We start from the raw sequence: 15,105 nt of genomic DNA on the forward strand, positions 1-15,105 counted from the left end.
TGTAATGCTTTTCAATTTTTAGATAAAAACACATTGCAATGGCAGAGTTAATTATACATTCCGAAAAAATAAAGGACAATATTAAGTTTTTAAATGATTATTTTAAAACGCATAATATTGAATGGAGTTTGGTGACCAAAGTGTTTTCCGGAGATGACACTTTTATTAAAACCATTTTAACTAAGGATCTTATTGAAAACATTAAGTCGGTTAGTGATTCTAAACTAGAGAGTCTAAAAAAACTAAAAGCGGTCTATCCCAGTTTAGAAACCATCTATATTAATCCTCCTGCATTAACCCATATCGATGAGGTTATCGCTTATGCAGATATTTCCTTAAACACTTCCGTTGCTACCATAACCGCACTAAATGCGTCGGCCCAGAAAAAAAATATCATTCATAAAATAATTATAATGATAGAGTTAGGGGAGTTGCGTGAAGGGATTAGCAATAACGATGTAGAAGCGTTTTATCAACAGGTTGCTGACTTATCGCATATCGAAGTCATCGGCATTGGTTCAAATTTAGGATGTATGTTTGGTGTAGAGCCAAGCTATAATAAGTTAATGCAATTAGCCCGAAGTAAAGGGCTTGTGGCTTCAAAATGCAATAAAAAGCTGAAATTTATATCTGGGGGAACGTCTATAACACTTCCATTATTAGAAGCCGATTTAGTGCCCAAAGCAATCAATCACTTTAGGGTCGGTGAAGCTGCTTTTTTAGGGATCTGTCCTTTAGAAGGTAAGAAATTTAAAGGCTTACATAAAGATACCTTTGAGTTTTATGCAAATATCATTGAGCTTATAGAAAAAGAGATACTTCCAGGAGGTCATACAGCAGAGGGTAGTCATGGATCTGCTATAAAACCCTGTAATAATCATAAGGCGCTCAAATCTTATAAAGCAATTTTAGATTTCGGCTTATTAGATGTTGATAGAGCCGATTTACAAGCTGAAGATACCTTTCAATTTGTAGGGGCCACTTCAGATATGGTGGTTATTGATGTAGGTGATAACAAGACTAAAGCGAATACCGCAAAGTATAAAGTCGGTGATAAAATAAAATTCAGATTAAACTATATCGCAGTAGCGCGATTGTTAAGTTCTAAGTTTGTTCAAAAAGTGTACGTCTAAAGGTATACTTAGTATGAAATCTTCTTTCATTTTTCCTTAATTTATCTCAAACCTCCGAAGTTTACCTGCAGTATACTGGTGATGTTAAGACGGAAAATAACCAATACTCTGTTTTGTTAAATCAGCCTAATTAAGCGTTAATTTTAGAATGTTATGAGTCAGGAGGTTAATGGAATTCCGTATTAAAAATAGGTTTGTGAATAAAAATCACTTTGCAGGACATATGTGTGGTGTTATTTAACAGAGAAAAATGTGTTATGACTAATAGTTTTTACTTAAATGAATATTAATACTAACTTTAGTCTACCCCTCATAATATTCTCTATTTAATATAAATTGAATTAAAGAACACGCTAAATGCCTAATTCTTTAAACATTATAATGTCATACTATGGATTTAACCCAACCAGAGATACTTGCTTCATTAGGGGAATTTAATAAGACTAACGCTGAATTTTCTAACGATAAAACAATTGTAGATTTATTTTCAAATCAGGCAAAAAAAACTCCTGATAATAGCGCGGTCATTTTTGAAGGCAAGGAAATCAGCTATCAAACATTGGATGCGGTTTCAAATCAATTCGCAAAATATTTAATTGCTAAGCATTCTGTAGAATTAAACGATTTTGTGGGTCTCATGATAGAGCGAAGCGAATGGATTATAATAAGCATATTAGGGATCTTAAAGGCAGGTGCCACTTATGTGCCTATTGATATTGAAGCTCCAACGGTTCGTAAAACCTTTATAAAAAACGATAGTGATTGTAAATTCACTATTGATGAATCAACACTTACAGCGTTTAGAAATTCTATAGCGGACTACGATGACACTCCACTTTTAAATATCGGAACCACACCTGATGATCTTGCCTATATTATGTACACCTCTGGGACGACGGGGAATCCAAAAGGTGTGATGATTAAACATAGATCTGTCGTTAACCTAATCACTTTTCAGACTAAAAATTACGGCTTAGATAGTACCGATAGAATTTTACAGTTTTCTAATTATTTTTTTGATGCCTCTATAGAACAAATCTTTTTAGCCATACTGAATGGTGCCACCACGATTATTGTAGATAAGCAAACCATTAAAGATTATACAATTATAGATTTTATTGAGAAAAATGCCATAACGCATCTCAATAGTACGCCGAGTTATCTTGAAACAATTGCCGACTTATCACAAATAAGAACACTTAGAAGAATTGTTGCAGGGGGGGAAACCTGTTCCATTAAATTAGCGCAACGTTTAAGTGAAATATGCGACTTTTATAATGCTTATGGTCTTACGGAAACTACTGTAACCTCTCTATTATATAAATATGATCCAAAAGATGATTATGGTAATTTATTACCCATAGGAAGGCCAATACCCAATACAAAAACTTATATTCTTTCTGAAGATTTAAAATTAGTACCCATAGGTGAGATCGGTGATTTGTATTTATCCGGAAACGCTCTTGCTAAAGGGTATTTGAATTTACCAGAACTGTCTGCTAAAAGTTTTATCGCGAATCCGTTTGAGGAAAATAGCCTGATGTATAAAACTGGAGATTTGGCCAAATGGCTTCTAGATGGGAATATAGAGTTTATTGGCCGAAAAGACGACCAAGTTAAAATAGGAGGATACCGCGTTGAGTTAGGTGAAATTGAAGCAGCTATGCTCACGCTTCCCAATATAAAAAGAGCTTGTGTAATTTCTAGTCATAATTTTGATGGGGCCAAGCTTGTGGCTTATATAGAGTCTGAACATACAGAAAAGGATGCCAATAGCATACGTCAGCAACTTTCCGAGATTCTTCCGGCTTATATGATCCCTTCATTAATAATGTGGGTCGATGAGTTTCCGACCACAACAAACGGTAAGATTGATAAAAAAAACCTTCCAATTCCTGAGTTTCAACGACCGTCTAATGCGCCACTTTTAAGAAAGCCTAGGACGGCTACAGAAAAGTGTATTGCAGAGATTTGGAGCAAAGCTTTACATATTCCGCAGATCGGTATTGATGATAATTTTTTTGAAATGGGAGGAAATTCACTCCTAACTCAAAAAGTAGCTAGTTTAATTGCGGAGAGCCTAAAAGTGAAGGTTCCGGTAACTATTATCTATCAATATCCTACGATTTCTGGACTTGCTAATTTTTTTGATAGGGATCAAAATAAAGCGGCCTTTTCAGAAGCGAAACCCAAACACAAAAGACGAACGAATAGTGATATTGCAATTGTGGGCATGGCTGGAAGATTTCCAGGTGCTTCTTCCATCCAAGAATTATGGGAGGTGTTAAGAGAAGGCAAAGAAACCATTTCATTTTTTACGCGGGAGGAATTAGATAAAAGTATTCCAGAATCGATTCGTAATAATCCGCTTTATGTTGGCGCTAGAGGTATTGTGCCTTCGGCAAGAACTTTTGATGCTAAGTTTTTCGGACTCAATCCAAAGTTGGCCTCGGCCATGGATCCGCAACAGCGTCTATTTTTAGAAATAGCTCGGGAAGCCTTAGAACAATCAGGCTATTTGCCAAGTCTTTACGATGGTAAAATTGGGGTCTTCGCAGGGGTATATACCAATACCTATTTTTTATATAATGTGTTTCCCAACAAAAAATTAATGAGTCAAATTGGGGAAGTACAGGCTAATACCACTAACGATAAAGACTACATCGCAACACGTACCGCTTACCATTTAAATTTAAAAGGCCCTGCGGTTAGTGTGCATTCTGCATGTTCTACCTCTTCACTTGCTATAGCGCAGGCTGTGGAGGCTATTCGTAATGGACAATGTGATATGGCTTTGGCGGGAGGGTCTAGCGTAACATCGCCCATGTATAGTGGTCATCTATACCAAGAAGGCTCTATGTTGAGTTCTAATGGACAATGTAGATCTTTTGATGCTAAGGGGACAGGAACCATGTTTTGTGATGGCGCTGGTGTGGTTCTTCTGAAAAGTTTAGAGGATGCTGAACGCGATGGAGATATCATCCATGGGGTTATAAAAGGTATCGGTATTAATAACGACGGAAGTGCTAAAGGAAGTTTTACAGCGCCTAGTGTTGAGGGGCAAGCGGGAGCGATAAGGAGTGCGCAATTAGATGCAGGTGTTAAGCCTTCGCAAGTCAGTTATATAGAAGCTCACGGAACAGCCACTCCTTTAGGAGATCCTATTGAAATTGAAGGGCTGCGTTTGGCTTTTGGAGATCAAGACACTAAAGGATATTGTGCGGTAGGATCCATTAAGAGTAATATAGGGCACCTCACAGCAGCGGCAGGTGTAGCGGGTGTTATTAAAACAATCTTAGCGATGAAGTATCGCCAGATCCCGGCGTCCTTAGGGTATGAAACACCGAATCCTTCCATAGATTTTGAAAATAGCCCATTTTATGTCAATAATAAATTAAGAGATTGGCCATCAGATTCGTCTAGAATTGCAGGGGTGAGCTCATTTGGTGTTGGTGGTACAAACGTTCATATTGTTTTAGAAGACTACCAAAACCAAGAAAAAAAATCTAATATAGGACGACCATTACAACTCCTTACTTGGTCGGCAAAATCAGAAAATAGTCAAAAAGGCTACCAAAAGGCTTTAGGGGATTTTATAAAAACCAATTCCGAAACCGTACTCGCAGATATTGCTTATTCATTACATAAAACAAGAGAAGTTTTTCAGCATCGCAGTTTTGCTGTAGTTAGTAATGAGGCTACGGAAACTAGTGAAGTGTTAAGTTCAGAGGCGTCTAAGGCTATTAAAAGCAATAGTTTAAAAGTGAGTCCTGGCGAGGTGGCATTTCTATTTCCTGGGCAAGGTTCGCAATACTTACAAATGGGAAAAGCGCTTTATGATAACGAAACTGTTTTTAAAGCTGCTATAGATCAGTGTGCTGAGTTACTTAAACCGGAATTAAAATTAGACCTAAGAACAATTATATATCCAGACGTTAATAGCAATGAAGCTGAATTACAATTAAAGGACACTCAATTTACCCAACCGGCTTTATTTGTTATAGAATATGCTCTTTCTCAACTTTGGATGAGTTGGGGAATAAAACCGACTTTATATTGCGGACATAGTATTGGGGAGTTTGTAGCCGCTCATTTAGCAGGTGTATTTTCATTAGAAGACGCCTTACATTTAATCAGCGTTCGTGGAAAATTAGTGAGTGCATTGCCTGGAGGAAGTATGCTATCAGTACGTGCAAATATTGAAAGTCTCGATGGTATCATTCCAGAGACCTTGTCGATTGCCGCGATAAATTCTGATCGCTTAGTGGTGATTTCAGGTCCCGATCAAGCTATTGAAGCGTTTTCAAAGACTCTAAACGATAAGGGTATTGCCAATATGCTGTTATTAACGAGTCATGCCTTTCATTCTACAATGATGGATCCGGTTTTGGCTGCTTTTGAAGACGAAGTTAAAAAAGTGACTCTAAATGTGCCGCGTTTGCCAGTTGTATCTACGGTCACAGGAGATTGGCTTACCGATGCAGAAGCAACAAGTTCTACCTATTGGACCAATCATTTGAGAAAAGCGGTCAATTTTTCTGGCGCTATGGAAACGGTTTTAGGATTGGAAGATCCTGTATTACTAGAGGTTGGTCCTGGTCGTGCATTAACAACCTTGTCAATGCAAAAGAAAGGACTCAAATCGTTAGCCTCTATTTCTAGTTTAACGGTTCCTAAGGATGGCAAAAACGCCTATCACACCGTTTTATCCGCCTTAGGCGATTTATGGTTGAATGGTTTAGAGCCCGACTGGAAATCTTTGTATAAGGATCAAGACCGACAAAAAGTTGGGCTGCCTTCCTATGTGTTTGATCGTAAACCGTGTTGGGTAGAACCACCGGTAGTCGAATCTGTGGTTGAGTCCGCAACAACGATAAATACTGTTATAAATCCTATTGAAACTGAAGTCAATATCATTAATGTACACCAACCAAATAGCAATACTACGATTATGAGAAAACCTTTACTTCTAAAAAAAATAGCAGAGATCATTGAAGATAACTCAGGGATTGAAATTGAAGAAAATGAAGCAAATCATAGTTTTTTAGAACTTGGTCTCGATTCTCTTGTGCTAACACAAATGGCTATCACCTGTAAAAATGAATTTCATGTACCTATAACTTTCAGACAGCTTAATGATGAATTTGGGTCCCCTAATTTGTTGGCTGAGCATTTGGATGCGGTATTGCCATCGGAAGCTTTTGCGCCTGTTCAACAACAACAACAACAACAACAACAACAACAACAACAACAACAACAACAACAACCCGTGCAGCAGCAGCAGCAGCAAGCACCAATGCCACAATCAGCGCCTATGGGCAATACGGCGCAGAATGCCTATGTCGCTCCTCAAGCTGGTCAGAATCCGGCATTGCATCTTATTGCACAACAATTACAGCTTTTAGGGCAACAATTGCAATTACTTCAAGGAGGTGGAACTCCTATTGCTCCGGCTGCGCCAGTGGTTTCAACACCTCCGAAAGCTGAAGAAAAAAGGTCAAGCAAAACCGTATCACCTTTAGTGAATACTAATGAGGATATAAGAACAGAAGAAGAAAAGAAAGCGCATCAAAAACCCTTTGGTGCTTCGCCTAAAATAGATAAGCAAGCCATTGGTTTAAGTGATGCGCAAAGCGCGTTCTTAAAGGACTTAACAATGCGTTATAATACGAAAACGGCTAAGAGTAAAGCGTATGCGCAACACCATCGTTCTAAAATGGCAGACCCAAGAGTGGTGTCTGGCTTCAAACCTTTAACTAAAGAATTGGTTTATCCGTTGGTGATTGAAAAATCGTCCGGGAATCGCCTATGGGATTTAGACGGTAACGAATATATAGATGCTTTAAATGGCTTTGGGGCCTGTTTGTTTGGTCATCAACCCGATTTTATAAAAGAAGCGTTACACCATCAAATAGAGCAAGGTTTTGAGGTTGGACCGCAACATCCATTAGCGGGAGAGGTGTGTGAAATGCTTTGTGAATTTACAGGTCATGATCGTGCGGCCTTATGTAACACGGGGTCAGAAGCCGTATTAGGCGCGATGCGTATTGCAAGAACGGTAACTGGTCGTTCATTAATTGTCGCCTTTTCTAGTTCTTATCATGGAATTAATGATGAGGTTATTGTAAGAGGATCAAAAAAATTAAGAACATTTCCTGCTGCTCCAGGGATTCTTCCAGATGCTGTTCAGAATATGTTAATCTTAGATTATGGTACTGAAGAAAGTTTAGCCATAATTAAAGAACGTGCTCATGAAATCGCAGCCGTACTTGTAGAGCCTGTTCAGAGTCGTAGACCGGAATTCCAACCGATTGAATTCTTAAAGGAGGTAAGGGATGTCACTGCAGCCTCGGAAACGGTTCTTATTTTTGATGAAATTATTACCGGATTTAGAATGCATCCCGGTGGCGCTCAAGCCATATTTGGGATTAAGGCGGATGTTGCAACTTACGGAAAAGTGATTGGCGGCGGCATGTCTATAGGTGCAATATGTGGGAAAAGAAAATATATGGATGCTCTAGATGGTGGGTTTTGGAAATTTGGAGACGATTCTTTCCCAGAAATAGGAGTGACTTATTTTGCAGGGACTTTTGTACGTCACCCTCTAGCTTTAGCCGCTGCAAAAGCGTCCTTAAATCACTTTAAAAATAAAGGCATTGCGCTTCAAAATGGTCTATCAGCCAAAACAGAACGTCTAGCGAATGCACTGAATCAATACTTCAAAAAACATGGCCTTCCGATAGAAATCACCTATTACCGTTCTTTATGGCGCCTTAAATTTTTAGAAGAGATTCCGTATTCAGAACTCGTCTTTGTTTTAATGCGAGAAAAAGGGTTCCATATCTGGGATGGTTTCCCTTGCTATATGACTGAAGCTTTTTCTGAGGAGGATATAGATCAATTAATGAAGAATATCATTTTAAGCGTTGAAGCGCTAGTTGCTGTTGGAATTCTGCATACCAAGTTAAATGGCCATGAGCATGCTCAAGACGATGTTACAAAGTATTCCACAAAAGAATTGAATAAGCCACCCATTTCTAATGCCCGTTTAGGAATTGATGCTGAAGGGAATCCGGCATGGTTTGTTAAGGATGGAGAGAATGACGGAGAATTTCTTCGTATAGAATTATAAGAAAGACAATTTTTAATCACACGCCCAAACCGTTTTATAGAAATGATTTTGCAACCAACTGATACTAAAAATAAGAACACTTTCAACCCTTTTGATGGACCAAAAGTTGAAAAGGTCATTTACGCTACCCAATCGCAAGCCGAAATTTGGATTGGTTGTAGGTTAGGTGGAGAGGACGCTAATAGGTCGTATAACGAGTCTGTTTCTGTTATTTTAAAAGGTGATTTAGATGTAACAGCCTTAGAGAAGGCATTACAACAGCTGGTTCAGAGGCACGAAGCTTTACGTGCTATTTTTAGTACGGATGGACGCTTTATGACGATCTTAGAAGAGGTCACTGTTCCTTTAGAGGTTGTAGACCTTACTCAACGCAGTGATTCCGAAAAAAAGGATGACGCTGCACAGTATATCTTAGCTGATGCCAATAAGATTTTTGATCTGGTAAAGGGACCATTATTGAGAGCAGGATTACTAAAATTAAACCAACATGAATATCAGTTGGTATTGACCGCACATCATATTATCTGTGATGGTTGGTCCACGGGTATTATGATTGAAGAGTTAGGATTGCTGTATTCTTCAAATAGTTCTCATGAGAATTTTAAAATTCCAGATGCTATACCGTTTAGTGACTTTTCAGATGAACATCAAAACTATTTGGAGAGTGATGCATTTCGTGAAACCGAACAATTTTGGCTTGATCAGTATCAGCCGAATGTGCCTGAGCTCAATTTACCAACGGATTTCCCAAGACCAGAGGTGCGTAACTATAAAAGTGATCGTTTAGATTTTCCTTTAGATAGTGCCTTGTTAGCTAAGCTGAAAAAAACTGGTGTACGGGTTGGTAGTAGTTTTGTAACAACATTAATGACGACTTTTGAATTGCTTCTATGTCAACAAACAGGACAGAATGATATTGTTTTAGGTTTGCCTGCAGCTGGCCAAGCCGTAACCGGAAAAACACAACTTGTTGGGCATTGTGTAAATTTACTGCCATTGAGAAGTAAAGTGGTTTTAGATCAGCCGTTTAATGCGTATTTAAAACATCGAAAATCTCTAATGTTTGATGCCTATGATCATCAACAATTAAGTTTTGGTCAACTTCTTCAAAAGTTACCCATAGCCAGAGATCCGTCTCGTATTCCACTAGTCCCAGTGGTTTTTAATATTGATATGGGGATGAGTAATCTTGTGTTTTTTAAAGATTTGACCTTTAAATTAAAGGCTAATCCTAGAACGTATGAAGCTTTTGAAATATTTCTAAATGCCAGTGGTTCAGAAGATGATTTTGTTTTAGAATGGCAATATAACGCTTCTCTTTTTAAAGCATCCACCATTAAAAAGATGATGAGTGCTCTAGAGGATATCATAGAGAAAATTGTAGAAAATCCGGAGCGTGCTATTTCAGAGATTATTAAAACGGATGACACCGATTATAAAACACTTAATGCGACGGCAGCAACCTATTCTAATTTGCCCTTACATGAGTTGCTGACCCAACAAGCGCAGAAATATAGCACTAAAGTCGCTCTAAAATTTTCAGATACCAAAATCACGTATAAGGACTTGGAAGAAAAGAGTCAGCAACTCGCACATTGCTTAATGTCAAAAGGGATTGCGCCTGGTGATTTTGTTGGTGTGTGTTTACCGCGTTCTATGGAGTTAATGGTGACGCTAAAAGCACTCTTGCTATGCGGTGCGGCTTATATTCCATTAGATCCAAGTTACCCAATGCAGCGTTTAAATTATATGTTGCGCGATTCTGAAGCTCCATTTTTAATCACCACCACAGCCTTGGCGTCTCGTTTAGAAACGGAGACGACGGTTTTAATCTTAAATGAGGTTTTGGCGGAGGGCGCTAATTTTTCTACGTCACCTGTAAATGTTGCGATTGATGCTCAGAGCAATGCTTATATGCTGTATACCTCTGGTTCTACAGGAAAACCTAAAGGGGTCGTCGTAACCCATAAAAATTTAGTGAACTTTCTCTTTAGTATGATGACCGAACCTGGGATGCAAGAAACCGATCGTTTGCTTTCTATAACGACGGTGTCCTTCGATATTGCAGGTTTAGAATTGTTTCTTCCCTTATTAACTGGAGCAACTTTAGTTTTAGCCGATGAGCTTATGGTTAAAGATGGACGGGTTTTACTAGAGGCCTTAAAGAAAGAAGGGATTACTATGGTGCAGGCCACACCTACAACCTGGAAGATGCTGTTAGATGTGGGATGGGATCAGCCTTTACCAATTAGAGCATTATGTGGAGGAGAATCTTTGCCATTGAGTTTAGCAAAAAAGTTAATTCCGAAGGTTAATGAACTTTGGAATATGTATGGACCCACAGAAACCACTATTTGGTCGTCAACCAAACAAATTTTAAGTACAGATACGCAAATTACCATTGGTCATCCTATTGCCAATACGCAATTTTATATTGTAAATGCCCAAGGCATGCTAATGGGACCTGGTCAAACAGGAGAGCTTGTGATTGGTGGAGATGGGGTGTCTAAAGGCTATTGGAAACGGGAAGATTTAACACAAGAAAAATTTATAACCGCTTCATTTGAAACGGAGAGTGACTCCAAACTCTACCGAACAGGGGATTTAGGACAATTATTACCGAATGGAGAGTTAATGTGTTTAGGCCGTATAGATCAACAAGTGAAAATTAGAGGCCACCGTATTGAACTAGAGGAAATTGAACAGGCTTTAGAAAATCTCGAAGGAATTGAACGTTCCGTTGTTGTGGTTGAAGATGATCTTTTAGTTACGTATTTTGTGTCTCATGAGATTGATGAGCTGCCCAAGTATCAAATAAAGAAATGGAAGCAACAGTTGGCAGAAGAACTACCAACGCCTATGATTCCGTATGAATACCGGTTGATTGCCAAATTTCCAACAACCTTAAATGGGAAAATAGATCGTAAAGCACTGTTGCAAACCTCTACAAAGACCGTCTCAAATTCAGAAGTTAAAACGGCGCAAACCGCTATTGAAAAATTAGTAAGTTCGATTTGGTCTGAAGTATTAAATAAAACGGACATAAATATTACGAGTGATTTTTTCGAATTGGGCGGGCATTCTATTTTAGCAATTAAAGTGGTAACGCGTTTAGAAAAAGAAACGGGAAAGAAATTGCCGCTTTCGGCATTAATGCTTTATCCAACCATTGAGAAACTAGCCGCTTTTATAGATAAGGATGATAAGAAGCAGTCATGGAATTCTTTAGTGCCTCTAAAAACAGAAGGAAATAAAACCCCACTGTATATAATTCATGGTGCCCACTTCGGAATCTACGTGTTTAATGAATTGGCCAAGTTGTTAGATGATGATCAGCCGGTTTATGCCCTACAACCAAAGGGTTTGGATGGAAAAATAGAACCCTTAGATGCTATTGAAGATATGGCGGCACATTATATTTCAGAAATGGAGGTTAACAATCCTAATGGGCCTTATGCCATTGCGGGTTTTTCTATGGGAGGAATTATAGCCTTTGAAATGGCCAAACAGTTAAAAGCAAAAGGTCGGGAAGTAAGCATGCTCGCTAGTTTTGATAGTTATGTGTTTCCTAGTTATTTTTATAAGGATTCTAAGAAGAAACGCGTGGCTTCCTTTTTATATGGATGGGCACAAAAAGCTTATGTTTTTCTGAATATGTTTAGCAGTGTTAAGAATTTTAAACGTCGAATGCGATTGTTGAAATTAAGTCTAGAAGGGATTTATCTAAGACTTAAATTAGGACATGAAAAACAATTTGAATTGCAGCATAACCGCACTTTAAAAATGGATCGCATGCATTCTTTAGCATGTATGAAATACGTTATGGAACCCCAAGATATTAGTGTAGATTTGTTTAAGGCTGAAGATAATGTGTTTTTTGCGCATGATTTTAAATATCTAGGATGGCGTAAATTTGCACAACAAGGAGTACAAAGACATATGATTCCTGGAAATCATTTGGATATGTTTGACACTCCTAATGTGGAAGTCTATGCCAAACGACTTCAAGAGGTATTAGATCAAAGATCAGGGTTATGACAACAGTCTATTGTAAATCGATGAGGCTTCCTAATTATAGTGAAGACCAAACTAAGGCGGAACCTGAAGATATAAAAGTGTTTAAAATTCAGTTTACCACTTATGAGCCTATGGTGTCATACTTATGGACATTATTGAATATTACAGAGCAAGACCGTGCCGAACGTTATCATTTTAAGAAAGATAAAAACAGGTTTGTTATTTGTAGAGCCTTACTTAAATTGTTGATTTCAGACGAAACAAACCTTAATGTTTCAGAAATTAATTTAAAAAAAGGAAAGTATCATAAACCGTATCTACCTCAGAATCCTGCGCTGCATTTTAACGTGTCACATTCTGAAGATTATGCCATAATGGCCATTGGAAATTGTGAATTGGGTGTAGATGTTGAATTTGTAAATGAACAATTTCAGTATAAGGATATCATACCTGCCGTTTGTACTGAAGATGAAATGGATTGGATTAAAAAGACATCTGATTCCCTTGAAACATTTTATAAAATATGGACAAGGAAAGAAGCTTTGGTGAAAGCCATGGGAACGGGGATTAATGATGATTTTAAGGACATGTCTGTAACAGATGGTGTTCATTATACAAAGCTTCAAACCGACTCTCATAGACCAACCGTCAAGGTCATTAGTCTTAATTTTAATGCGTATTACCAAGCTGCCTTAGCCTTAATTACGGATAAGGATAAGACCATAAATTTTTATGCCTTCCCTCAAACGCTCCTAGCTATAGATCAATCTATTTTTACGCCCCACTTTTGATTAAACTGTAACATAAGTCACTTTACTTTTGAAATAATCTTTGTAACTTTAAAACAAAGTCAAAAATTATATAATCATAAAATTAATAAGCATTGCACCCCGCATCGGTAGAGCAATTTTTATTGATAAAAATAAAGAGTTAGGTATGAGTAAATTTTCAGAATTAATAAATCAAGATCAACCCGTTTTAGTCGATTTTTTTGCAGATTGGTGTGGGCCATGTAAAATGTTGGCTCCCATATTAAAGCAAGTTAAAGAAACGATGGGGGAGGACGTCAGTATTATAAAAATTGATGTCGACAAAAATCAAGCCTTAGCCTCAAAATATCAGGTAAGAGGCGTTCCTACAATGCTGTTGTTTAAAAATGGAAAACAGGTGTGGCGAGAATCAGGAGTTCTACAGAAAGATGCGATTATCAATGTAATTAAGACCGCTAATTAATAGTAAAAGGAGGCGTGTTGAACATCGATAAATTATGGGGTGTCGTCGTAGGATGTACTATGCATTCGCGATAACATCGTTTGTTAATCGATAAATGACACTGCCTGTTTTTAGTTATGCTAGAGTTCCAAACAACGGTATAATCACACATGTCAAATCCAATTTTAAAACCTCCTAATTATAATGCATATTGAACAATTTGAAGATAAGCCTTTAGCACACTATTCCTATGCCATACGCAGCGGTAATGAAATAGCATTAGTCGATCCTTCTAGAGATTTAAAACCGTATTATGAATTTGCAGAAAAACATAAAGCCCAGATAAAAATTGTATTCGAAACGCATCCGCATGCCGATTTTATAAGCGGGCATTTACAGTTGCATAAGGAAACCGGAGCCGATATTTATGTAAGTGAATTATTGGGCGCGGAATACCCACATAAAACATTCGATGAAGGCAATGAGATTAAGCTAGGCACAGTAACCTTTAAAGCTTTAAATACCCCAGGCCATTCGCCCGATAGTATTAGTATTATTGCTATAGATGAAAACGATGAGCATGCTATGTTTTCAGGAGATACACTTTTTATTGGAGATGTAGGGCGTCCAGATTTAAGAGAAAAATCAGGGAAAACAAAGGCAAAACGCAAGGAACTCGCCAAGAGTATGTATCATACGGTGCAACATAAATTTAGTCATTTGCCCGATCGTACTTTAGTCTATCCTGCTCATGGTGCCGGCTCGCTTTGTGGAAAGAACATGAGTAAAGAAGGTTCGAGTACCTTAGGTAAGGAACGTGAAGAAAATTGGGCTTTTAAAAATTTAACGGAAGATGAATTTGTTGCTTCTATTTTAGAAGATCAGCCTTTTATTCCGTCTTACTTTAGTTATAATGTAGATATTAATAAAGAAGGAGCTAGTTCATTAGAGGAAGGGATAGTGAAACCTCATTTTCACTTTCAGATTTCTACAGCTCCTAATGAAGCCCATTTAATTATTGACACAAGACCTCATTCAGAATTTAAAAATAACCATTTGCCTAAGAGTATTAATATAAAGGCCAACTCCGAGAATGATAAATTTGAAACTTGGTTAGGTGCTGTGGTTAAACCTAAGGAAACTTTCTACGTGGTTATTGCATCTGCGGAATGCAGATCCGAAATTCTACACCGCATTGCGAAAATCGGATATGAAAAACAACTTGTTGGAGTGATCACTTTAGGAGATCATAGCTTTGAAACATCAAACGAATTAGAGATTTCTAAATTTAAAGCGCATAAAGAAGATTACACCATTATTGATGTGAGAAACGAGAATGAAGTTAAAGAGGGTAAGATATTTGAATCGGCCTTAGCAATTCCATTACATCAGTTAAGAGATGCTCAAGCAGATATTCCAAAAGATAAGCCCATCGTTGTGCATTGTGCCGGCGGATATAGAAGTGCTGCCGGAAGTAGTCTTATTTCTAAATACACGGACCAAGTTGCAGTTTATGATTTGAGTGAAGCGGTTAAGGAATTTCAATCCTAAGCCTTGCTGTGGGACTTAAAACTTTAAATTTAGCTTTGAAAGCTCCGCTAAAAAGGCTAG

General features: G+C 37.9%; 6 protein-coding genes. All 6 read left to right on the forward strand.

The window, feature by feature from the left end:
* Positions 1 to 38: 38 nt before the first annotated feature.
* Positions 39 to 1,133, forward strand: a complete 1,095-nt coding sequence (locus DFQ08_RS07315; protein ID WP_114309213.1) for an alanine racemase — start codon at positions 39 to 41, stop codon at positions 1,131 to 1,133.
* Positions 1,134 to 1,524: 391 nt separating this feature from the next.
* Positions 1,525 to 8,265 (forward strand): polyketide synthase, encoded by a 6,741-nt coding sequence (locus DFQ08_RS07320; protein WP_114309215.1) that lies wholly within the window; start codon positions 1,525 to 1,527, stop codon positions 8,263 to 8,265.
* Positions 8,266 to 8,307: 42 nt separating this feature from the next.
* A complete protein-coding gene (locus tag DFQ08_RS07325; protein ID WP_114309218.1) occupies positions 8,308 to 12,303 on the forward strand; it encodes a non-ribosomal peptide synthetase in 3,996 nt (1,331 codons plus the stop codon).
* Complete coding sequence (locus DFQ08_RS07330; RefSeq protein ID WP_114309224.1) at positions 12,300 to 13,073, forward strand: 4'-phosphopantetheinyl transferase family protein; 774 nt, start codon at positions 12,300 to 12,302, stop codon at positions 13,071 to 13,073. Before DFQ08_RS07325 ends, DFQ08_RS07330 begins: the two co-directional genes overlap by 4 nt.
* A gap of 145 nt (positions 13,074 to 13,218) precedes the next feature.
* On the forward strand, positions 13,219 to 13,515 hold the full coding sequence (trxA, locus tag DFQ08_RS07335; protein ID WP_114309227.1) for a thioredoxin: 297 nt from the start codon (positions 13,219 to 13,221) through the stop codon (positions 13,513 to 13,515).
* A 183-nt stretch (positions 13,516 to 13,698) separates the two neighbouring features.
* Positions 13,699 to 15,045 carry an MBL fold metallo-hydrolase gene (locus tag DFQ08_RS07340; protein WP_114309230.1) on the forward strand — a complete coding sequence of 449 codons (1,347 nt, stop codon included), beginning with the start codon at positions 13,699 to 13,701 and terminating at the stop codon, positions 15,043 to 15,045.
* Positions 15,046 to 15,105: the final 60 nt, after the last annotated feature.

The organism is Winogradskyella arenosi (assembly GCF_003337305.1).
Taxonomy (GTDB): domain Bacteria; phylum Bacteroidota; class Bacteroidia; order Flavobacteriales; family Flavobacteriaceae; genus Winogradskyella; species Winogradskyella arenosi.